This is a genomic window from Caulobacter sp. GW821-FHT11E10 (assembly GCF_058808375.1).
The window spans coordinates 1-20,613 of record NZ_JBXARP010000008.1 but is presented as its reverse complement, the minus strand read 5'-3'; the positions used below and the strand labels follow the sequence as shown (position 1 = coordinate 20,613).

The following is a 20,613-nucleotide window of genomic DNA, read 5'->3' as shown; positions in this document are numbered from 1 at the left end:
GGGTCCTAGGCACAAGGCCTAGGAAGGCAGGAGTGGTTTAGGCCGCGGCGACGTCGCCGGTCTGGCGGCGCAGGCGCCAGAAGCGGATCGTGCGCAGGGCCGACTCGCGGGGCAGGGCGGCATAGAGCTCGCCATAGGCCTTGGCCCGCAGCATCACCTCGTCCGACGGGTCGAGGATCAGCAGGGCGAAGGTCAGGAACAGCGAACGGTCGAAATCGGCCGCCTTGCAGATGACCGCCAGGGCGTCCATCTCGCGCCGCTCCAGGATCTTGCGGGCGGTGTGGAAGTCGACGTCGGCCATGTCGGACAGGGCCACCAGGAAGAGCGTCGTCTTCTTGTTGCGCAGCATGTTCGCCAACACCTGCGGCGAGACCTGACCCTTGCCGCGCAGGGTGCGGAATTCCTTCTCGGCCTGGGCGTGGTCGGGGGGCAGGGCCCCGTCCTCGGTCGCGACCCGCTTGCGGCCGGCGGCCAGGGCGGCCTCCAGCATGGCCGGATCGACGTCGGCGTTGCGCTCCATGATGCGGTCGCGCAGGCGCGCCTCGACCACGAAATACATCTCGTTCAGCAGGTCGACCGGCAGGCTCTGACGGTCGATTACGGCCTCGTGCAGGGCCGGGTTGGCGGCGGCGCGGTCGACCACCGTCTCGTGCGCCTCGCGCGACAGCACCGCGCCGTCGTTGCGCAGCAGGACGCCCAGGGTGTCGTCGTCGCCGCGCGCCACGATGGCGTCCGAGACGGCGCTGGAGACGCTGGTCCGCTGTGAGATGGCGCGCAGGTGGTCCTGGCCCTGGGTGCGGGCCACGTGCAGCAGGTCCTCGTCGGTGAGGGCGCTGGAGTTGCGCAGGATCGGGGCGGCCACGGTGATCGAGTCCGAGGCCAGGGCGCGCGACAGGCCGCGCGGCGGGGCGGCGGCATCGCTCAGGCGCTCCGCCAGCTCGGCCTTCACGGCCTCTTCCATGTCGCCGGCCAGCTGGCTCATGACGTCGTCGAACAGGCCCATCTCGACGCCGCTATGGCCTTCGCCCTCGAAGAACATGTCGGTGACGCCCCGCAACAGCTCGCGGCGCTTGGTGCTTGAAGGCTCGTTGGCGAGGGCGATCAGGTCGTTGAGACGCGACTGCATCATTGAGCGCCTTCCTTTTCAGGCTTGGCGGACCATTCGCCGTCTTCGCGCGGCTTGTCCTCATCCTCGGGCGCGGAGGCCGGCGGAGCGATCAGGACCATGCGCGGCGGACCGGCGGCGGGAATGGGGTCGGGCTGCATGCCGAACTGGCGGCCGACGGAATAGGTGCGAGCCCCGACCTGGCCGGGCTGCAGCCTGGCCGGCTGGGGCGCGGGCTGGACGGGCGCGGCATAGGCGGCCTGGATCGGCGCGGGCGCGGCCGCTTGCGGGGGGGCGGCCTCGTAGAGGCTGCGCTGCACGGCGCGCGGCGCCGGGGCATAGGTCGCCGGGGCGTAGGCTGGTTCAGCGTGGGCAGGCTGGGGCTGGATCTGCTCGGCCCGCGGCTGGGGCGCGTAGCGGGGAGCTTGCTGCGCGACAGGCTGAGGCGCCTGCTGCTGCGCCCACCAGGGCTGCTGCACGGCTTGGACCTGGTCCTGCGGCGCGATGATCGTCTCGCGTTTGCCGCCCCAGCCGAGCAGGCGGCCGTCATAGGTCGCGCCGGCGAAACCGGGGGCGCCGCTGGCCAACGGCGTCGGCGGTCGATCGGGTTGGGGGCCGTAGCGGCTCTCGCGCACGCCGTCCGCATGCGCGGCGGTGGCGCAGGTCAGGGCGACGATAAAGGCGGCGGAACGCATGGGGCCGATCCGGACGGAAACCTGTTGATCTTCTGTCCTAGGCTGCGCCGCTTAATCTTGGGCTAACGACCGCGCCAAGAGTCCAGAAGTCGACGCTCCAACCACTCCATGGCCGTGTGGAGGACGACGCCGAGGATGGCCAGGGTCAGAAGGGCGGCGAAAACTTTGGCCGTCTGCAGCCGGTTGTAGGCTTCGAGAATGCGCCAGGCCAGGCCCTGGGCGCCGCCGGAGCCGGCCACGAACTCGGCCACCACGGCGCCGATCACCGCCAGGCCCGCTGCGACCTTGTGTCCTTCCAGCAGGGCCGGGACGGCGGATGGCAGGCGCAGCCGGACCAGGCGCTGAAGCGGCGTCGCGCCATAGAGGTCAAAGAGCCGCGCGAGGTCGGGATCGACGGCCTTCAGTCCGGTCAGGGCGCCCGAGAAGATCGGAAAGAAGGCGACCACGGCGGCGAGGCCGATCACCGCGCGCTCTGGATGATCGATACCGGCCCAGATGGTGACCAGCGGCGCGATCGCGACCAGCGGTGTGACTTGCAGGGTCACCGCGATCGGGCGGACGGCGTCTTCCAGGAGGCCGTTCAGGCTGACGGCCAGCGCCAGGGCGCAGGCGACGAGGCTGGAAATCACCAGGGCCAGCAGGGCGGTCGACAGCGTCGCCCAGGCCGAGGCCAGCAGCAGTGGCCAGGCCTGCAGCAAAGCGGTCCAGACGCCGCTGGGCGCGGGCAGCAGATAGGACGGAACCGCCAGGACGCGGCAGGCGATCTCCCAGCCGCCCAGCAGGACGGCGATCAGGATCAAGGGCGCGAGGATCCGTTTCACGCCGCGCGCTCCGTCGCGGTCGCCAGCAGTGTCGAGACCGTCTCGGCGGCGGCGCGGAAGGACTCGGTGGTGCGGAAGCCGGGCGGACGGATGATCGGACCGTCGATGGCGATCTCGCCAGCGATGCGCCCGGGCCCAGGGGTCATGACCACGACGCGGCGGGCCATGTAGACGGCCTCCTCGACATTGTGGGTCACGAAGACGACGGCGGGCGAAAGCTCGGCGGCCAGAGCCAGGACGTCGTCGGCCAGGGCCCGGCGTGTGATCTCGTCGAGGGCGGCGAACGGCTCGTCCAGCAGCAGCAGGCGCGGACGGGTGACCAGGGCGCGGGCCAGCGACGCGCGCATGGCCATGCCGCCCGACAGCTGGGCGGGACGGGCGGCGAGGGCCTGGCCAAGGCCGACCCTGCGCAACGCCTCCTCGGCGGCGGCGCGGGCCTCCCCCTTTGAAACGCCGGCCAGCTCCAGCGGCAGGGCGACATTGTCCCGCGCCGACAGCCATGGCGCCAGGGTGTGGGACTGGAAGACGACGGACGTCTGGCCCTTGCCGGCGGCGCGGGTCACGGTCCCGCGCGTCGGCACCTCGAGGCCCGCCAGCAGGCGCAGCGCCGTGGACTTGCCGCAACCCGATGGACCGACCAGGGCGACGATCTCGCCGGACGCGAGGCTCAGGTCGACCGGCCCCAGGGCGCGGCCCCGCGCGTAGTCGACCTCGACGCCGGACAGGCTGGCGATCACGACATCAGATCCGAGGCTGCATTTCGAAGAAGAGGTTCAGCTTGTACAGGGCCAGTAACAGCAGGACGCCGCTGACGCTCCAGAACGCCCAAGGCCGCTCTCTCCGCCGAACCACACCCGCGACTGGCAGCCAGACGGCGCCGGTCCGCAGCGCGGCGAAGAACAACGCCCAGAGGACCATGGACATGGCCATCTCGTACCAAGGGGCGTTGTAATCGTGCGGGGGTTTGACGTCCATGACGACGGCTACTGGCCCTTAGGCAGGAACTGCAGCGTGTAGGCCTTCCGGAAGTCCATGTCCTTCGGATAGACGCCCTGTTCCGAGGCGACCTTGAAGAACTCGGCCCACCGGGCGTCGCTCATCTGGCCGATCTCGCCGTCCTTCCCGACGATGCCGTAGCCGCGCATCTTCTCCCGAGCCTGGTCGAGGACGTCCTGGGTCATCTCCGGATTGTCCTTGAGGATCGCGGCGTCGCCCGGCTTGGGATCGCCGTAGAGATAGGACTTCCAGCCCGCCGCCGTGGCTTCGACGAAGGCCTGCACGGCCGCGGGGTTCTTGGCGATCAGGCTGTCGGGGACCAGGGCCATCGAGGCGTAGGCGGGATAGCCGCTGTCGGCCAGCAGAAAGACCGCCGGCTTGATCTTGCCTTCCTTCTCGATGAGGTAGGGCTCGCTAGTGGCATAGCCCTGCTGGACCACGCGCTTGTCGGCCAGGAACGGGGCGCTGGAATAGTTGTACTTGCGCACCTGGTCGTCGGTGAACTGGTACTTGGCCTTCAGCCAGACCCAGAAGGCGGTGATCGAGGCGTCCGACAGCAGAATCGGCCGGCCCTTCATGTCGGCGATGCCGTTGATGCCCTGGTCGGGATGGGCGATCAGGACCTGGGGGTCCTTCTGCATGAAGGCCGCCACGGCCTTCACCGGCGCGTTCTCCTTGGCCAGGTTCATGACGATGAAGCTGTTGGAGCCGACGCCGACATCGACCGCGCCGGTGGCCAAGAGCTGGGGCACGTTTACCGCCGGGCCGCCCTGGATCAGGGTGACGTCCAGGCCGCGCTTCTTGTACTCGCCGGTCGCCAGCGCCTGGTAGTAGCCGCCGAGCTCGGCCTCGCCCCGCCAGTCGGTGGCCAGCTTCAGCTTGGTCTCGCCGGCCGGGGCGGCGGTTTCCTTCTTCGCGGGCGAACAGGCGGCCAAGAGGGCCATGAAGCTCAAGGCGGCAAAGGCACGGCGCTGCATGGAGGAACTCCCCGGTTGTTCGCGGGGAAGTTAAGCAGGAGTTCGGTGAACCGCTAGCCCGGTTACGCTTCCGCCGTCGCGCGGTGGTTCAGCCAGCGCTCGACCTTGGCGTAGAGCACCTCGCGCTGGATGGGCTTGGCGATATGGTCGACCATGCCGGCGGCGTAGCAGCGCTCGACCTGGCGGGGCAGGGCATCGGCGCTCATGGCGATGATCGGGACCTTGCCGGCCGGCGTGCGCAGGGCCTTGATCGCCCGGGTCGCCTGCAGCCCGTCCATCTGCGGCATGTGGATGTCCATCAGGATCATGTCGTAGTCGCCGGACTCGGCCCGCTCGACAGCCTGCTTGCCGTTCTCGGCCACGTCGACCTCGCAGCCGACCAGGGTCAGCAGGGCCGCGCCGATCTCCAGATTGATTGGGTGGTCGTCGACGATCAGGATCCTGGCCGCGCCGGGTGTGGTGGTCTTGGGTCGCTCGGGGACGGCGATCGGCTCGGCGGTCGGGGCATTCAACTCGACCCAGAAGCACGAGCCGCGCCCAGCCACGCTGTCGACGCCGATCTTGCCGCCCATCACGTCGACCAGCGCGCGGCAGATGGCCAGGCCCAGGCCGGCCCCGCCATGCAGCCGGCTCATCGAGCTGTCGGCCTGCGAGAACCGCTGGAACAGCAGGGCCTGCTTGTCCAGTTCGATGCCGACGCCGGTGTCGATGATCTCGAAGCGCAGGCGATCCTCGACGTCGCCGGGCTCGACGATCAGCCGCGCGTCGATGCGGCCCTCCTCGGTGAACTTCACGGCGTTGTTGAGCAGGTTGATCAGCACCTGGCGCAGGCGATCGGCGTCCAGGTCGTGCAGGGCGTCGACCGGGTCGATGATCTCCAGATCCAGAGTGAGCCCCTTGGCGCGGGCCTCGGGCGCCATGATCGCCACGGTGTCGCGGATCAAGGCCGCCGCCGAGGTCGGCTGGGGCAGGAGCTCGATCTGGCCAGCCTCGACCCGCGAGAAGTCGAGGATGTCATTGACCACGGTCAGCAGGGCCGCGCCGGCGCTGTCGATCAGATTGACCTGCCGGCGGGCGTCGGGCGGCAGATCCTCTCGCGTCGCCAGCAGCTGAGCAAAGCCAAGCACGCTGTTCAGCGGCGTGCGGATCTCGTGGCTCATGGTGGCCAGGAACTCGGTCTTGGCCTCGGTGGCGGCCAGGGCCCGGCCGCGGGCGGCGCGGGTCAGTTGTTCGCGGCGGAGAAGCAGCCGCTTGAGGCGGTCCTGCTGGGCCAGGGCCAGGCCGGTCGCCAGGCAGGTGTAGAACAGCGTGACGATGAAGACCTGGATCGTCCGCGTCTGGGCGACGGCGCCCATGACGCCGTTGAAGCGCGGCGAGGTCCCGGAGATCGCGAGCGGCAGGGTGACGACGGCCACGATCAGTGAAGCCATGGCGGCGCCGCGCGCGCCCAGGCGATAGGCGATGGCCAGGGCGACGGGGAAGATCAGGAACGGCGGCGCGCTAGAGGCGGGATGCGCGCACAGCAGGGTGATGGTGGCGATGGCGAACATCAGCAGAGAACGTTCGCGCCAGGACCGATGGAACGAGCGGCGGTGCTCGGCGTCGATCAGCACCAGGGTCGCGGGCAGGGCGATGGCCAGGCCCAGGGCTCCGCGCAGGAACCAGTCCAGCAGGCTGGGCCAGAAGGGCTCGGAGAAGCCGACGGCCAGCACGCCGGCGCAGAGCAGGCTGGCGGCCGCCGCGACCGGCGTGGTGACCGCCGGCAGCAAGGCCAGCGAGCGGAGGGACCGGATGCGCGGCGCGCCGCGCCAGATACGCAGGCACACGGTCCAGATCGCCACCGCCTCCAGCGCGTCGACCGCCGTGTAGAGCAGGGCGCGAACCGGGCTGTCACCGACCAGCAGGGCGATCGAGAAGTGGAAGACGCCGAAGACGATCGCGAGGGAAATGCGGCGTGAACCGTTCAGCGCGATCAGCCCGGCCGCCAGCAGGGCGTTGGCGGGCCAGAAGGCGGCGACGCCCAGGACGGTGCGGGTCAAATACTCGCTGAACAGCATGCTGGCCGCGACAGCGATCGACAGGCCCAGGAGCAGGGCGGTCTGTCGTCTTTCCTCGTGCAGGGCCAGCCCGTGCGGCATCGTTTTCCGTCCCCCATTCAGTCGCACTTCGTTGTGCGACGTGACCGGTCAGGCGACGGGCGGCCGAACTGGGTTCGGGAGACCGCGCCAAGACTTTCGTCTGTCCGCGCGCCCGGAAGCGACGAAGAACAGCGTTACCATCAATACGCCCGCGAGCTCCCGAGTTGCCCGCATACTGCTCGATGTGTCGTTTCGCCGCAGGACGCCCACCAGGCGAAACGAGCCCTAAACACTTGTTTTTTCAGCAGGCTTCAAGGTCGGACGGGCGCAGACAATGCATGGCCTCGCCCACAATTCAAGAGGGCGCCGCCGGGCTCAGGGTTGCATTCGCCTCAGGCCGCGACGCTGTCGCGCGACAGCCAGTGATCGACGACCCGGTAGAGGGTGTCGCGATCGATGGGCTTGGCGATGTGGTCGACCATGCCCGCCCGACGGCACCGCTCGATCTGCTGGGGCATGACGTCGGCGGTCAGGGCGATGATGGGCGTCGCGCCACGCGGGCCGTCCAGGGCGCGAATGGCCCGGGTGGCGGCCAGCCCGTCCATGCGCGGCATGTGCACGTCCATCAGGATCACATCGAAGTCGTATTCGGCGGCCAGGCGCACGGCCTCGTCGCCGTCCTCGGCCACGGTGACCTCGCAGCCCGCCAGGACCAGCATGGCCTCGCCTAGCTCGCGGTTCATCGGATGGTCGTCGACCAGCAGCACGCGGGCGGCGGTGGTCCGCTCGTCCCGGGTCTCGGGCATGGCGGGGGCCGGCATGGCGGGAGCCGGCAGGGTCAGCCAGAAGGTCGAACCCCGGCCCGCGGCGCTGATCAGGCCGATCTCGCCGTCCATCAGGGTGACCAACGCCTTGCAGATCGCCAGGCCCAGGCCCGCGCCGCCGAAGCTGCGGCTGATCGAGCCGTCGGCCTGGGTGAAGCGCTGGAAAAGCTTGGCCTGATGGTCGGGCGAGATCCCGATCCCGCTGTCGGTCACCTCGAACCGCAGGACATCGCCCGCCTGTGTCGTCAGCCGCGCGACGATCAGGCCCGAAGGCGTGAACTTCACCGCGTTGTTCAGCAGGTTCAGCAGCACCTGGCGCAGCCGGTTTTCGTCCAGCGCGTGGAGCGCGGCGTCGTCGGCCTCGATCTCGACGGTCAGCGAGAGACCCTTGGCCTCGGCGTCGGGGGCGACGATGGCGACGGTCTCGCGCAGCAGGGCGGCGGGCGAGATCGGATGCGGATCCAGCTGGATGCTTCCCGCTTCCAGGCGCGAGAAATCGAGGATGTCGTTGACCAGGGTGACCAGCGACTGGCCGGCGCCGGCGATCAGGTCCAGCTTGCGGCTGCCATCGGGCGACAGGGTCTCGGTCACGCCGAGCAGGCTGGCGAAGCCGAGGATACTGTTCAGCGGCGTACGGATCTCATGGCTCATGGTGGCCAGGAATTCGCTCTTGGCCTGGCTGGCCGCCTGGGCGCGGGCGCGGGCGGCGCGGGCGTGGGCGCTGCGCCTGGCCATCAGCTGGCGCAGGCGGTTCAGCCGATACAGCGACAGGGCCGAGGCCAGGCAGGTCATGAACAGGGTCGTGACGAAGGCCTGGACCATGCGGATGCGCTCGGCGTCGCTCCAGGCCGGGTTGATGGTGGTGGGGCCGTAGCCGGCGACGGTCAGGGGCGCGGCCACGGCGATGACGATCGCCGCGCTCCAGGCGGCCCCGCGCGGGCCCAGTTGGAAGGCCAGCAGCATGCCCGCCGGGAAGATCAGGAACGGCATCGGCGTCGTGCGGGCCGAGAAGGCCAGGGCGGCCACCCCGGCCACCAGGCCATAGAGCGCTACCCGGCCCGCCAGGGGCGGCTCGCGGAAGTACGAGCGCCGGACCGGCTCGATGATGAGCAGGGTCGCGGGCAATGCGATGGCCATCCCTAGCGTGGTGCAGAACAGCCAGCTGAGGAAGAAGGGGACGAAGGCGACCCCCTCCATCAAGTTACTCAGGCCCGCCCCGATCAGCGCCGTGGACAGGGTGGCGGGGAACACCGAGGCGATCAGAACCAGGGCCTGGCGTACGCTGCGGACGGTCGCCCGCCCCCGGGTGGCCCGGTGGACGATCATCGAGATCAGCACCACCTCGGTTGAGTCGATGAGGAGATAGATCAGCACCTGCGGCCAGGCGTCTCCGGCCAGGCGATGGCTGATCAGACGCGCCGCGATGCAGAAGAGCCAGAATGTGGTCTGGCGGGCGCGGTTCAGGTGCAGAAGACCAGCGGCGGCGATGGCGTTGACCGGCCAGAACGCGGGCATGCCCTGGGCGTCGCGGGTCAACTGGTCGCTGAAGAAGAGGCAGGCGATATAGGCCACGGTCAGGCCGACCAGCAGCCCGTTCTGCCTGCGGTCGTCGCGCGTCGCCGGCGATATGGCGTCCGTCGCTGCTGTCATGGTCCCCAAGCTCTCGCGTTTTCACGCGCAAGGGCGGAGCCTGACGCCCGCAACGGTTAAGAGCGGGCCAAGCCGAAGCGCCATGTGACATTGCGCCGCAAAGGCGGGCCTGGCGGGATCAGCCGGCCAGACCTTCCTTCTTCTCTTCCAGCTCCAGCCACTCCATCTCGGCCTGCTCCAGATCGGCGCGGGCCTTGTCGAGCGCCTTCATGGTCTTGTCGAAGGCCGCCGGGTCGCGGCTGTAGAGGTTCGGATCGGCCAGGGTCTGCTCGAACTTGGCGATGATCGCCGGGCTCTTGGCGATCAGGGCCTCGCACTCTTCCAGACGGCGCTGGTCCTTGAAGGTCAGCTTGCCGGTCTTCTTCGGTGGAGGCGGGGCGGGAGCTGGCGTGGGTGCGGCCTTGGTGGCGCGGGCCACCGGCGTGAAAGAGGCGCCGACCGAGGCGCCGCGCGCGCCCTTGAAGAAATCGGGGCTCTGGTCGATCAGGTCGCTCCAGCCGCCCGGGGTTTCCAGCACCTTGCCATGACCGTTCATGGCGATGGTCGAGGTCGCCAGGCGATCGATGAAGTCGCGGTCGTGGCTGACCAGGATCAGGGTGCCGTCAAAGTCGGCCAGCAGGTCCTCCAGGAGGTCCAGCGTGTCCATGTCCAGGTCATTGGTCGGTTCGTCCAGCACCATCAGGTTGGTGGGGTTGGCCAGGGCCCGGGCCAGTAGCAGGCGGTTGCGCTCGCCGCCCGACAGGCTGGTCACCGGCTGGCGCAGCTGGGCCTCGGTAAACAGGAAGTCCTTGGCGTAGCCGGCCACGTGCTTGGGCTGGCCGCGCACGAGGATGGAGTCGCCGCCGCCGGGGGTCAGGAAGTCCCACAGGGTGATCTTGTCCGACAGCGCCATGCGGCCCTGGTCGATATGGGAAACTTCCAGGTTGGTGCCGAGCTTCACCGTGCCGGCGTCGGCCTCGAGTTCCCCCAGCAGCAGCCGGACCAGGGTGGTCTTGCCGGCGCCGTTGGGACCCACCAGGGCCACGCGGTCGCCACGCAGGATGCGGGTCGAGAAGTCCTGGACGATCGTGCGATCGCCGAACGCCTTGGACAGATGCTTGGCCTCGATCACCTTCTTGCCCGAGGTCGCGGCGGTCTCGACGGCCATGTAGATCGACCCGCGCTTGTCGCCTTGCAGGTCCTTCTTCTGGGCGCGCAGGTCCATCAGGGCGCGGCGGCGGCCTTCGTTGCGGGCGCGACGGCCCTGGACGCCGCGCGCCAGCCAGGCGTTCTCGCGCTCCAGCACCTTGTTGAGGCGGCGCTCTTCGTCGGCCTCGGCGGCCAGCACCTGCTCGCTCCAGATCTCGAACTCGCCGAACCCCTTGTCCAGACGCCGCACCTTGCGGTGCTCCAGCCAGAAGGTGCGCTGGGTGACCCGGTTCAGGAAGGCGCGATCGTGGCTGACGATCAGGGCCGCGCACTTGGAGTTCGCCAACTCCTCTTCCAGGGTCTGGATCGCGAAGATGTCCAGGTGGTTGGTCGGCTCGTCCAGCAGCAGCACGTCGGGCTGCTCGGCGAAGGCCCTGGCGAGCGCCGCGCGGCGCTTCTCACCGCCCGACAGGCCTTGCGAGCTCTTTTCGGGATCCAGTCCGAAGTCGGCCAGGGCGGCCTGGGCCTCGTAGTCCTCGGCGCCGCCGGCGGTGCAATAGTCCAGCAGGGTGTCGCCGGTGATCTCCGGCTCCTGGCTGACGAAGATGATCTTGGCGCCGGGCTGCACCGCGCGTTCGCCGCTGTCGGCCTCGACGCCCTGGCCGGCCAGGATCTTCAGGAGCGTGGACTTGCCCGCGCCGTTGCGGCCGACGAGGCAGGCGCGCACGCGCGGCTCCAGGGCCAGGTCGACACCGTCGAACAGCGGCTTGGCGCCGTCGGCGAGACGGACGTCCTTGAGGGCGAGTACGGGCGCGCGGGTCGGAGAAGCCATGTCGTTCTTGGATACTGTCGTCGGATCTGGGGCGGCGGAATGTCGCGGAGGTGAGGGGCGTATAGCAGGCAAGGCGCCGAGGAAACGTCAAAATCTCCAACCACAGTGCGGTTGCGCTGGGTCAAGGACAGGCCCGTCGCGGGCGCGACAAATTTGCGTGTTAACGGGGCGCCAAGCCTGACCTTGCTACGAACCTGGCCTTACGGAGCACAAGTACTCGCCTTGACGTCGTACGCGGAAAACATTGCTGCTTCTGATGTTCCCGCGTTGCTCGGCCTGGGTTTCGACCGTTTGCGCCGCCCGATCTGGGTGTTCGACGATACGCGCAAGCGCAAGGTCTATGCGAACCGCGCCGCCCTGGAGCTATGGGGCGCGGCGACGCTGGAAGACTTGCTGGCCCGCGACTTCTCCGACCAGTCCCCGGCCGTGCGCGTGCGCATGGAGGACATCGCCGCCAGGGTCGAGCACGGCGCCGCCGTCGAGGAGCGCTGGACCTTCTATCCGAACGGCGCGCCCGTCGCGGTGAACACCACGATCTCGCGCATTGTCCTGCCCGATGGCCGCGACGCTTTGTTGTTCGAGGGCGTGCTGGTCGCCGCCGCAGCCGACGAGCAGCGGGCGATTGAGGCCTTGCGCCACACCAGCGCGCTGGTCTCGCTGTACGACGCCGATGGCTTCCGCGTCTTCGGCAACCCCGCGGCCCTGGCCAGCTATCCGGGGGCCGGTGTGCGCTTCGCCGAGATCTTTGCAGAGGGTGACGCCGGCGGCGCGCTCTGGGCCTCGGTCCAGGACGGCGAGCCGGTGGAGGGGGCCTATCGGGTGATCACGGCCCAGGGTGAGCGCTGGCACGGCCTGGCCGCTCGCCGCACGCCCGACCCGGTGACCGGCGAGCCCTGCGTCCTCGTCAACGAGACCGACATTACTGAAGAGGTCGAGGCCCAGTCCGCCCTGGCCGATGCGCGCGAGCGGGCGGAGAGCGCCATGGCCGCGCGCCAGGACTTCCTGGCCAATATGAGTCACGAGCTGCGCACGCCGCTGACCAGCATCCTGGGCTTCACGGACCTCCTGGGGTCTTCGACGCTGGATGGAGAGCAGCGTCGCCGCCTGGCGCGCATCCGCGACGCCGGGACGGTGCTGCTGGAGACGCTCAACGACGTCCTGGACTTCTCTAAGCTGGAAGCGGGCGGCGTGGACCTGGAGCTGCGGCCGTTCGAGCTGCGGGCCCTGCTGGCCAAGGCGGCGGGCATGGTCGAGGCCCAGGCCCTGGCCAAGGGGCTGGAGCTGACTCTGAGTGTCGACCCCGCCTGCCCGGAATGGCTTGAGGGCGACGGCGAGCGCCTGCGCCAGGTTCTGGTCAACTTCCTGGGCAACGCCGTGAAGTTCACCGGCGCGGGTTCCGTGACGCTGAGCGCGACCTGCCAGGAGGGCGATCGGCCCGGCGTGGCGCGCCTCGAACTGGCCGTCTCTGATACCGGTGTCGGCGTTCCGGCCGCCATGCTGGACACCGTCTTCGAGCGCTACGCCCAGGCCGGGCCCGAGGTGTCGCGCAAGTTCGGCGGCACGGGGCTGGGCCTGGCGATCAGCAAGGAGATCGTCGAGCTGATGGGCGGCGAGATCGGCGTCGACAGCGTCGATGGCCATGGCTCGCGCTTCTGGTGCGTGCTGGAGCTGCCGGTGATCGCCGCGCCCGAGCGCCTTGAGCCCGAGGCCTCGCGGACGTCGGCCCGATCGCTGAAACTGCTGGTCGCCGACGACAACGAGGCCAATCGCGAGCTGATCGGGACGCTGGTGCGCGCCATGGGCCACGAGGTCGATGTCGTCGCCGACGGCTGCGCGGCGGTCGAGGCCGTGGGCTCGGGCGGCTATGATCTGGTGCTGATGGACGTCCAGATGCCGCGCATGGACGGCCTGTCGGCCACCCGGGCGATCCGCGCCATGGAGGGCGAGGCGGCGCTGACGCCGATCATCGCCCTGACCGCCAACGTCCTCCCCGACCAGATCGCCTTCTACCGCGCCAGCGGCATGGACGACCACGTCGGCAAGCCGATCAGCCCTCGCGAGCTGGTGGCGAAGATCGCGCTGTGGGGCGAGAGCCGCGAGGATGAGCAGGCAGGGCGCGCAACGGACGGCGCGCAGGCCTGACGGCCCGGCTGAGCGGTGGTAAGAACGGCATCGACGTTCAGGCGATCGCGGAAGCTGGGGATAGAGCGTGGCCGAGACCAAGACCAAGCCCACCGATGTCAGCGTCGACGCCTTTCTGGAGGCCGTCGAGCATCCCGTCCGTCGCGCCGACGGCCAGACGATCCGCGCGATGATGCAGCGCGTCACCGGCGAGCCCGCGGTGATGTGGGGACCTACGATCGTCGGCTTCGGCGCGTATCACTACCGCTACGACAGCGGCCACGAGGGCGACATGTGCCGGATCGGCTTCTCGCCGCGCTCGGCCAATCTGGTGCTCTATGTCGGCGGTTTTCCGGACTACGAGGCGCTGCTCGCCAAGCTCGGCAAGCACAAGTGTTCCAAGGCCTGCCTCTATCTGAACAAGCTGGCCGACGTGGACCTGGACGTGCTGGAAGAGATTGTCCGGCGCACCTATGCGACGACCGAGAACGCCGACCACTGCCCGGTCTGCTGAGGGTTAGGCCCTCGAGATGTCGACTTGGGTGGAAAGACCCGCCAGGGCTGGCGCGGCCCCGAAAATCGAAGAAAGTCAGCCGACCTTGTAGGGTTCAGGCAAGTTCGATCGTCCTCCTGATGAGAGGCTGACGTTCGCGGTGCGCGTCGCGGCCTCGTGACAACGAAGAGGGAGGCCTGTGGCATGAGCGTGCGCGAGCAGATCGACAAATACATCGGCGATCAGCCTCCGGCGAAGCGCGAGGAATTGCGGGATCTCCACCGGCGCTTCCTGGAGATCTCGCCCGACGCCCAACTGTGGTTCCTGGATGGCCGGAACGATGACGGCAAGGTCGTTTCCAATCCGAACATTGGATATGGCGTGGAGACGCTCAGCTATGCCTCCGGGGATTCCAGAGCGTTCTACAAGATCGGCCTGAGCGCCAATACGTCCGGGCTATCGGTCTACGTCATGGGTCTCAAGGACAAGAAATACCTGTCCGAGACCTATGGATCACGGCTCGGGAAGGCCAAGGTCACCGGCTATTGCATCAGCTTCAAATCCACGAAGGACGTGGATCTGGGCGTGCTCGAGGAACTCGTCGCGGACGCCCTGGCCTTGGGGGCGGTGAGCGCGTCGTCCTAGGGAAGCGTCCAGACGTCGGCTGGGGTGGAAAACGATCATTTGCCTTCGCCCTAAGAGCGGACACTGCCATGCCGACGAGGCTGGTCGCCCAGGCGGCATCGGCCATCAGGTTGCGCTGACAGAGCCCTCGGTCGAGTTGCAGTAGGACGGGCTTTCAGCAGCCGCGCTCCATCAGGCTCCGCGCAGCAGGACGCCGGCGGTCAGGATCGCGAAGGCCACGGCGAGGGTGTTGAACACGTGCTTGCTGACGAACGGGATGTCGATGCCGCCGTACTGGACCAGCATGGCCAGAACAGCCAGCACCACCGCGATGGCGAACAGGGGTACGGAGGGAGCGGTAAGGGGCAGACCGACGCGACGAACAGCCATGGGGAATATCCTTAGGCCCCACCCGGCGAAGGCCGGCTACGAGCTTGACCTTAACGCGAGCGGAGCGTGGCGGTTGCTGTGGAGGCTGGTGACGCGAGACCGGCGGATTCCGTTGAGTGTTCGGTCCTCCCAGCCGCCGAGCCAGCCCTTCTGACGATGATCAACGTCCGCGGCGGGGCGTCGTCAGGTGATCCAGGTCAAGTCCGAGCTTGAACGTCTAACTCCTGATCGATTTGCAAACCGATCAAACGTCGGCTTTGGCTCGAAAGCGGACGCTTTTCGGGCGAGAGTAGGCGCCGGCCGTGGGGCAGGGGGACATTGTGCGAGCGACAGCCGAACCGTTCACAGGGAAGACAGCGGACCATCCCCTCGACGCCATGAGCGCGTCCAAGGACAACCATGCCGTCATGTTGGAGAACGAGGCCGTCAGGGTGCTCGACACCTGGATCGGACCCGGCCAGCGCACGCAGGTGCATGCGCACGAGTGGCCAAGCACGCTCTATGTGGTCAGCTGGAGCGACTTCGTGCGGTACGACGCCGACGGGAACGTCCTGGTCGATTCCCGGGAGATGGCCAGTCGGCCGACGGCCGGCTCGGCCCTGTGGTCTCCGCCGCTTCCGCCCCACTACGTGGAGAATGTGGGCGATGGTGAGCTACGGGTGATCGCCGTCGAGCTGAAAGCCAGCCCGGCCAAGGGTCCTTAGTAGCCCGGCGCGCTGACGTTGAAGCTGGCGTTGTTGCCGATCGCGGTCGAGACGCCCGTGACCTGGCGGCCGCCGGCCGCGATCGTGGTGCTGGACCGGGCGCCGACGTCGGCGTTGTTGGACTGGTTGTTGGTCACCGTCATCCGACCGTTGCATTGCGCGCAGACCGAGCCGGTCACCGCGTTGCCCATGGCCGTGGCGGTGGTCACCGCGTCATAGCCGTCATTGCCGGAGAAGCTGGCCGTGGCCTCGACGCCGCCGCCGGTATTGGTCTGCAGGTTGTCGAGCACGATCTCGGTCCCGACATTGACGACCTGCGACGAGTTGCCGGCCGCGTAGGCGTTGGTCTGGGCCGCGCCGAACAGGTACGAGGTCCCCTCAGCCTGCCCGCGTACATAGGAGTCGTTCCACTGGTTCGACTTCACGTCCGCCAGCGGGCCTTCGTTCTGGACCGACAGGTTGTTGCCGGTGGCCGTCGCGGTCGTCGCCGTCAGGTAGCTGTTGCCATAGGCGGTGAACTTGCTGGCCTGGGTCACCTGGGCGGTGTTGGCCTGGTCGGTGATGTAGCGGCCCGCCGACTGGTTGGCGCCCTCGATATTGATGTTGTTGCCCGCCGTGGTCGCGGTGATCGCGCTGGTCCCGGTGACGTGGCCGACGATGGCCCCTCCGTCGGCCAGGACATTGGCCGTGGTCGACTGGCTGATCCGGGCGCCGGCCGAGCTGTTGTCCAGATTGACGCCGGCGCTGTTGCCCATGGCCAGGGTCGAGACCGTCAGGTCATTGGCTTCGGCGTTGGCCGCCTCGACCTGGCCGCGCGCCGTGACCTCGGCCGAATTGGCCTGGACGGCGAAGGCCGAGATCGTGCCGTTGGAGGCCGAGAGCGAAGCGGAATTGCCGACCGCGGTGCTGCGCACGGCGCTGGTCGCGCCGGCGTTGGCGCCGACGTCGATGATGGTGTGGCCGTAAACCTTGCCCTGGTTGTCCTGGTACGAGGTCACGGCGGCGTCGGCGTTGGTCACGCCGACCGAGACGCCATTGGCCTGGGCCGTCGTGCTCGCCGTGACGCCCTCGGACACCGTCTGGACGTTCAGGGTCTGCTCCGAGAAGATCTCGCCGAGATTGATCTGGTTGTTGAGAACCGGACTCGGCGTGAGCGTCTGGCTAGTAGCGACCCCGCTGAGCATCGCGAATATCGGGATCACGCTTAGCGTTCCAGCGAGACGGGTCATCGCGGGTTTGCGCATTGTTGGTTCCCAGGTTGTTGTAGGCCGGCACGAAGGCGCCCGTCTGACCGACCGTGGCGTCGCCGAACGGGTCGTAGCGCAGGCAGCTTTGCGGACCGGGCATGCCATAGAGGTTGGCGGACATTTCGACGGTGGCGCGCTCGATCAGGGCGCGCACCGCCAGCTGCATGGGCTCCAGCGCCCCGCGGCCGGCCGAGATGTCGAACAGGTTGCCGTTCAGGAAATCGAAGACGCCCAGGCTGACCTCACGGCCGACGACCTGCTTCTGGTACGAAATGACGTCGACAACCTCGAGCGTGCGGGTGTTCACCAGCCGCAGGTCCAGGGCGATGTTCATGACGAAGACGCGGCGGCGGAAGTTGCCCTTCAGCCCGTCGGTGTCCTTGTCGCCCGCATAGGCGTCCACGCCCGACGAACGGATGTTGTAGTTCAGCTCGGTAATGCCGCCGACCACATAGAAGTCCGAACCCGGCACCTGGCCGGCCAGGATCTTGCGGTAGTCCGCCGGCGCGTCGGGCGCGGCGTTGGGACGGTCCGAGATCAGCTTGTTGTTGGCGTATTTCAGCTCGAACTCCGACACCGAGGTGTCGAAGCGCTCGACCATGGGCATGCCGGCCTTGGCGAAGGCCGAGAAGGCCATCAGCGAGGCGCCTTGCGTGACCTTGCGGCCCGAGCCGTCGGACTCTTCCTTGCCGGTGTAGTCGGCGATACGGCCGATCGCGATGCGCGGGGCGGCCACGCGGTTGGCGCGGGCATACTGGTTCAGGCAGACCAGGGCGGCCGAATAGTCGGTGGGATTGGCCGTGACCGGCGCCGTGCCGATCGGCGTGGCGTAGTTCCCGGCCGTCGAGGCCGTCGGAACGCTGCCGCAGGCGCTCAGGGCGGCCGTGCTCAGCAGGGCCAGAACCAGAGCTGTTCGTTTGAGCATCATTGCGGCGTCCCCGCCTTCACCACATTCGCGCCCGCGGTGACGTTGCCGTTGTTCACCTGGCTGGAATTGACGATGACCGTGTTGTTGTTGCCTTGGGTAATGACCGTCAGGTTGTTGCCGATCGCGGTCGAGCCGGCATAGCCGCCGATCCCGCCGACGCCCGAATAGGCGTCCAGCGAACCCGAGCTGCGGCTCGACGAATAAACGCTCTGATCGGCGCCGGTCAGCATGACGCCGTCGACCACCACCCGGTTGCCGTTCACGTCGCGGGTCGAATACTCGACCATGCGGCTCTCCTGGCCGGCCGAGCGGCCATAGCCCGCGTTGAACGAAGCCGAGTTGGTCGACATCGACTGGGCCGCGGCCGAGCCGCCTCCCAGAGTCCAAGAGGCGCCCAGCGCGACGACAGCGAGAGCCGCCACGACGCTGCGAGGTTTTTTCCGATGCCAGGCCATAAAACGGCTCCGCGAACTGTCGACACGGAAGGGCAAGCAACCCTCGTGCCAGAAAGGTACAGCCTCAGGTCTAGCGCGAAGGTCGAGAAAAAATGGTTAAGCGCCCGCCATTGGTTCGAATCGTCGCGGAACGCCCTAAATAGAAGGACATGAGCGACCCGCGCCCCGAGCCCGTCTTCAACGCCCCCTGGCCGGCCCTGCTGGTCGCGGCGGCGGTTATTGTCCCTTACCTCCTTCTGCTGAAGGCCGGACCCGAGGCGGCGTACAGCCTCGCCCTGGTCCCCAAGGACTTCTGGAACGGCGCCTGGACCGGCGCGGTGACCATGCTTTTCGTGCATGGCGGCTGGCTGCACGCCCTGCTGAACACCGCCTTCGCCCTGGCGTTTGGCGCACCCGTGGCGCGGACGCTGGGACTGAACAGCCGGGGAGGGGGAATCTTCTGCCTGTTCTACCTGGCTTGCGGCGTGGTCTCGGCAATCGGCTTCGCGGCGATCCACCCGGACTCGATGGGCCCGGTCGTCGGCGCCTCGGGCGCGATTTCGGGCCTGATGGGCGCGGCGGCCCGCGGCATGGACAGCCCGCCAGGACAGGTGGGGCCAATGTTCGGTCCGCGCGTCCTGTCGCTGGGACTGGGCTGGCTGATCGTCAATCTGATCATGGCCGTCACCGGGGGGCTGCTGACCCTGGGGGCGGGCGAGATCGCCTGGGAGGCGCACCTGATCGGCTTCGCCGCCGGCGTTCTGCTGATCGGACCGTGCGCTCGCTGGGCCGGCGCCGGCGCCGAAGCCGCCGATCCCCATTGATCCCTTCGCCGCTTTGCGAGACCCTTGGTTCCTGAAGAACAAGGGAGAACGCGCAGTGCTGGTTTCTCAGATCCTCAAAGACAAGGGCGATCTCGTGTTCACGGCCTCCCCGCAGGAGACCGTCGGCGCCGCGGCGGCGCTTCTGCACACCCGGCGAGTCGGGGCCATGGTGGTGGTCGACGACAAGGAAGCCGTGGTCGGCATCCTTTCGGAGCGGGACATCGTCCGGATGATCGCCAAGGAGGGGGCCGGCGCCCTGTCCAAGCCCATCAGCGGCTGCATGAGCACCAATGTGATCTTCGCCCAGCCCGACGAGACGATCGACGCCCTGCTGGAGCGGATGACCGATCGCAGGATCCGCCACCTGCCGGTGGTGAAGGGCGAGCGTCTGGCGGGGATCATCTCGATCGGCGATCTGGTGAAGTACAAGATCAATGAGGCCCAGGCCGAGGCCGACGGCCTCAAGGCCTATATCGCCGCCGGCTGAGGAGCGGGCGCTCTATACTAGGAGAAGCCTCGCTCAAGCAGCGAAGCGGTAGCGAGGGCTCTCCATATATACAAGAGAGGCTCAGCTCCCGATCAGCTCGGCGCCGACGCCCTGGGCGGCGTCGGCCAGGCTGTAGCCTTCCAGCACCGCGGCGGTGGCGTCGCGGGCGCGCAGCAGGGCCTCGCGCAGGGCGCAGGTGGCCAGGTCCCGGCAATCCTCGCAGCGGCGGAAGGCCGTGCGGCTGACGCATGGGGTCAGGGCCAGGGGGCCGTCGACCAAGCGGATGATCTCGGCGAAGCTGATGTCCCGCGGCGAACGGCCCAGCACATAGCCGCCGAACTTGCCGCGCCGGCTGGTGACCAGCCCCTCGCGCGACAGGGATAGAAGAATGGCCTCCAGGAACTTGCGCGGCGCATCGGCGCGCTCGGCCAGTTCGCCGGCCGTCACCTGGTTTTCGGCGCGCGCCAGCTCGATCATCGCGCGCAGGGCGTAACGGGCCTTCTGGGACAACATGGACGCTGGTCACCTTATATAAGCGCGGATCCCATGAGGCCGCGCTTTCGAAGTGCTCAGCCTTCTGAGCGAGGCGAGGGCGTCGTGCAAGGGCTTGTCCGTTTCGACCGGAGATCCGAGACCACCGATCGGGCCCTTAATATCAGAGGCGGAAGGCCTGGTTGGCCCGCGTCACGCCGTTCGTGCACAGAGGAATGGCCGGGCTGGGGATGAAATCGCGATTCCCCGCTTGCGAGGTCGGGATTGGGCCTCTAGAAGCCGCCCCTCGCTTCGGGGCCACGGCCCGCCGGACAAAACCTTGGCCTTCGGGCTTGCGTTTTGGAAAGTGGATCGCTAAGTTCCGCAGCCTCAATCGAATCTCTTCTGACTTACGGCGCTCCCAAGCGGCGCGCCTCGGTCGGTTTTTGCGCTCTGAAGCGGCCTTGGTCGCCAAGAAAACAAAAATGAAAAGGGCGGTTGACCCGGGAAGTCTGCTTCGTTAGAAGCCGCGCTCCCAGAAATACAAAGAGGCTCGCAAGAGTTTCCAAGTATTTCACTCCAGGAAAGCTTCTCTTTCTTTTGAAAAAGACGCTTGACTGGGTTCGGTGGCTTCTCTAGAAGCTGCCGGCTCTGGCGGCTCCGGGATTTCCCGGGTTTGCTGGACTGGGTCAGAAAGTTTCTTGCAGAAACGATTTGACACGGAAAACGAGGTTGGATAGATAGCCGCCTCCGCCGACATCGGGCGCTAAACGATGGGCTGGCC

Annotated in this window: 20 protein-coding genes; 6 read left to right on the top strand and 14 right to left on the bottom strand. The window is 68.0% G+C overall.

Annotated features, from left to right (window positions below; genetic code table 11):
* Positions 1–37 precede the first annotated feature (37 nt).
* From AC1RRV_RS17200 to AC1RRV_RS17160, 9 genes are all read right to left on the bottom strand, one after another.
* Positions 38–1,126, bottom strand: coding sequence for a DUF2336 domain-containing protein (locus tag AC1RRV_RS17200; protein ID WP_492861132.1), 1,089 nt, complete (start codon positions 1,124–1,126; stop codon positions 38–40).
* Entirely contained in the window at positions 1,126–1,800 is a 675-nt protein-coding gene (locus AC1RRV_RS17195) for a hypothetical protein (RefSeq protein ID WP_492860874.1), read from the bottom strand. The genes AC1RRV_RS17200 and AC1RRV_RS17195 overlap by 1 nt, the downstream gene beginning before the upstream one ends.
* Positions 1,801–1,862: 62 nt before the next feature.
* Entirely contained in the window at positions 1,863–2,621 is a 759-nt protein-coding gene (locus tag AC1RRV_RS17190) for an ABC transporter permease (RefSeq protein ID WP_492860873.1), read from the bottom strand.
* Positions 2,618–3,358 carry an ABC transporter ATP-binding protein gene (locus tag AC1RRV_RS17185; RefSeq protein WP_492860872.1) on the bottom strand — a complete coding sequence of 247 codons (741 nt, stop codon included), beginning with the start codon at positions 3,356–3,358 and terminating at the stop codon, positions 2,618–2,620. The genes AC1RRV_RS17190 and AC1RRV_RS17185 overlap by 4 nt, the downstream gene beginning before the upstream one ends.
* Positions 3,359–3,362: 4 nt before the next feature.
* Positions 3,363–3,596 carry a hypothetical protein gene (locus AC1RRV_RS17180; RefSeq protein WP_492860871.1) on the bottom strand — a complete coding sequence of 78 codons (234 nt, stop codon included), beginning with the start codon at positions 3,594–3,596 and terminating at the stop codon, positions 3,363–3,365.
* An 8-nt stretch (positions 3,597–3,604) separates the two neighbouring features.
* Positions 3,605–4,594 (bottom strand): ABC transporter substrate-binding protein, encoded by a 990-nt coding sequence (locus AC1RRV_RS17175; RefSeq protein ID WP_492860870.1) that lies wholly within the window; start codon positions 4,592–4,594, stop codon positions 3,605–3,607.
* A gap of 62 nt (positions 4,595–4,656) precedes the next feature.
* Positions 4,657–6,732 carry an MASE1 domain-containing protein gene (locus AC1RRV_RS17170; RefSeq protein ID WP_492860869.1) on the bottom strand — a complete coding sequence of 692 codons (2,076 nt, stop codon included), beginning with the start codon at positions 6,730–6,732 and terminating at the stop codon, positions 4,657–4,659.
* Between the two features lie 332 nt (positions 6,733–7,064).
* Positions 7,065–9,146 carry an ATP-binding protein gene (locus AC1RRV_RS17165; RefSeq protein ID WP_492860868.1) on the bottom strand — a complete coding sequence of 694 codons (2,082 nt, stop codon included), beginning with the start codon at positions 9,144–9,146 and terminating at the stop codon, positions 7,065–7,067.
* A gap of 118 nt (positions 9,147–9,264) precedes the next feature.
* The gene (locus AC1RRV_RS17160; protein WP_492860867.1) at positions 9,265–11,106 is read right to left on the bottom strand and encodes an ABC-F family ATP-binding cassette domain-containing protein; all 1,842 of its coding nucleotides are present in this window, start codon (positions 11,104–11,106) and stop codon (positions 9,265–9,267) included.
* A 267-nt stretch (positions 11,107–11,373) separates the two neighbouring features.
* Between AC1RRV_RS17160 and AC1RRV_RS17155 the strand changes: the two genes are divergently transcribed.
* The 3 genes from AC1RRV_RS17155 to AC1RRV_RS17145 all read left to right on the top strand — a co-directional run bounded on the left by AC1RRV_RS17155 (position 11,374) and on the right by AC1RRV_RS17145 (position 14,365).
* Positions 11,374–13,248, top strand: coding sequence for an ATP-binding protein (locus AC1RRV_RS17155; protein ID WP_492860866.1), 1,875 nt, complete (start codon positions 11,374–11,376; stop codon positions 13,246–13,248).
* Positions 13,249–13,315: 67 nt separating this feature from the next.
* Positions 13,316–13,741, top strand: coding sequence for a DUF1801 domain-containing protein (locus AC1RRV_RS17150; protein ID WP_492860865.1), 426 nt, complete (start codon positions 13,316–13,318; stop codon positions 13,739–13,741).
* A 183-nt stretch (positions 13,742–13,924) separates the two neighbouring features.
* Positions 13,925–14,365, top strand: coding sequence for a DUF1801 domain-containing protein (locus tag AC1RRV_RS17145; RefSeq protein WP_492860864.1), 441 nt, complete (start codon positions 13,925–13,927; stop codon positions 14,363–14,365).
* Positions 14,366–14,536: 171 nt separating this feature from the next.
* Here AC1RRV_RS17145 and AC1RRV_RS17140 read toward each other — a convergent pair whose 3' ends face one another.
* Positions 14,537–14,734 (bottom strand): hypothetical protein, encoded by a 198-nt coding sequence (locus AC1RRV_RS17140; RefSeq protein ID WP_492860863.1) that lies wholly within the window; start codon positions 14,732–14,734, stop codon positions 14,537–14,539.
* 377 nt (positions 14,735–15,111) lie between these two features.
* On the opposite strand from AC1RRV_RS17140, the gene AC1RRV_RS17135 reads away from it, so the two are divergent.
* Complete coding sequence (locus AC1RRV_RS17135) at positions 15,112–15,438, top strand: cupin domain-containing protein (protein WP_492860862.1); 327 nt, start codon at positions 15,112–15,114, stop codon at positions 15,436–15,438.
* Here the strand turns inward: AC1RRV_RS17135 and hfaD are convergent.
* From hfaD to hfaA, 3 genes are read right to left on the bottom strand one after another with little or no spacing between them, the layout of a single operon-like run.
* On the bottom strand, positions 15,435–16,682 hold the full coding sequence (gene hfaD, locus AC1RRV_RS17130; RefSeq protein ID WP_492860861.1) for a holdfast anchor protein HfaD: 1,248 nt from the start codon (positions 16,680–16,682) through the stop codon (positions 15,435–15,437). The genes AC1RRV_RS17135 and hfaD overlap by 4 nt on opposite strands.
* On the bottom strand, positions 16,600–17,613 hold the full coding sequence (gene hfaB, locus AC1RRV_RS17125; RefSeq protein WP_492860860.1) for a holdfast anchoring protein HfaB: 1,014 nt from the start codon (positions 17,611–17,613) through the stop codon (positions 16,600–16,602). Before hfaB ends, hfaD begins: the two co-directional genes overlap by 83 nt.
* Positions 17,610–18,068: a holdfast anchoring protein HfaA gene (hfaA, locus tag AC1RRV_RS17120; protein ID WP_492860859.1), complete on the bottom strand. Its 459-nt coding sequence runs from the start codon at positions 18,066–18,068 to the stop codon at positions 17,610–17,612. Before hfaA ends, hfaB begins: the two co-directional genes overlap by 4 nt.
* Positions 18,069–18,217: 149 nt before the next feature.
* Here hfaA and AC1RRV_RS17115 point away from each other — a divergent pair, with 149 nt between their 5' ends.
* Together AC1RRV_RS17115 and AC1RRV_RS17110 are read left to right on the top strand one after the other, a co-directional pair.
* Positions 18,218–18,871, top strand: a complete 654-nt coding sequence (locus AC1RRV_RS17115) for a rhomboid family intramembrane serine protease (RefSeq protein ID WP_492860858.1) — start codon at positions 18,218–18,220, stop codon at positions 18,869–18,871.
* Positions 18,872–18,926: 55 nt separating this feature from the next.
* On the top strand, positions 18,927–19,358 hold the full coding sequence (locus AC1RRV_RS17110; RefSeq protein ID WP_492860857.1) for a CBS domain-containing protein: 432 nt from the start codon (positions 18,927–18,929) through the stop codon (positions 19,356–19,358).
* 81 nt (positions 19,359–19,439) lie between these two features.
* Here AC1RRV_RS17110 and AC1RRV_RS17105 read toward each other — a convergent pair whose 3' ends face one another.
* Positions 19,440–19,871: an RrF2 family transcriptional regulator gene (locus tag AC1RRV_RS17105; protein ID WP_492860856.1), complete on the bottom strand. Its 432-nt coding sequence runs from the start codon at positions 19,869–19,871 to the stop codon at positions 19,440–19,442.
* Positions 19,872–20,613: the final 742 nt, after the last annotated feature.

Coding starts and splice junctions, on each gene's coding strand:
- AC1RRV_RS17170 (WP_492860869.1), bottom strand. CDS start 6,732: ATGCCGCACGGGCTGGCCCTGCACGAGGAAAGACGACAGACCGCCCTG.
- AC1RRV_RS17105 (WP_492860856.1), bottom strand. CDS start 19,871: ATGTTGTCCCAGAAGGCCCGTTACGCCCTGCGCGCGATGATCGAGCTG.
- hfaD (WP_492860861.1), bottom strand. CDS start 16,682: ATGCGCAAACCCGCGATGACCCGTCTCGCTGGAACGCTAAGCGTGATC.
- AC1RRV_RS17115 (WP_492860858.1), top strand. CDS start 18,218: ATGAGCGACCCGCGCCCCGAGCCCGTCTTCAACGCCCCCTGGCCGGCC.
- hfaB (WP_492860860.1), bottom strand. CDS start 17,613: ATGATGCTCAAACGAACAGCTCTGGTTCTGGCCCTGCTGAGCACGGCC.
- AC1RRV_RS17145 (WP_492860864.1), top strand. CDS start 13,925: ATGAGCGTGCGCGAGCAGATCGACAAATACATCGGCGATCAGCCTCCG.
- AC1RRV_RS17195 (WP_492860874.1), bottom strand. CDS start 1,800: ATGCGTTCCGCCGCCTTTATCGTCGCCCTGACCTGCGCCACCGCCGCG.
- AC1RRV_RS17160 (WP_492860867.1), bottom strand. CDS start 11,106: ATGGCTTCTCCGACCCGCGCGCCCGTACTCGCCCTCAAGGACGTCCGT.
- AC1RRV_RS17180 (WP_492860871.1), bottom strand. CDS start 3,596: ATGGACGTCAAACCCCCGCACGATTACAACGCCCCTTGGTACGAGATG.
- hfaA (WP_492860859.1), bottom strand. CDS start 18,068: ATGGCCTGGCATCGGAAAAAACCTCGCAGCGTCGTGGCGGCTCTCGCT.
- AC1RRV_RS17135 (WP_492860862.1), top strand. CDS start 15,112: ATGAGCGCGTCCAAGGACAACCATGCCGTCATGTTGGAGAACGAGGCC.
- AC1RRV_RS17200 (WP_492861132.1), bottom strand. CDS start 1,126: ATGCAGTCGCGTCTCAACGACCTGATCGCCCTCGCCAACGAGCCTTCA.
- AC1RRV_RS17175 (WP_492860870.1), bottom strand. CDS start 4,594: ATGCAGCGCCGTGCCTTTGCCGCCTTGAGCTTCATGGCCCTCTTGGCC.
- AC1RRV_RS17165 (WP_492860868.1), bottom strand. CDS start 9,146: ATGACAGCAGCGACGGACGCCATATCGCCGGCGACGCGCGACGACCGC.
- AC1RRV_RS17140 (WP_492860863.1), bottom strand. CDS start 14,734: ATGGCTGTTCGTCGCGTCGGTCTGCCCCTTACCGCTCCCTCCGTACCC.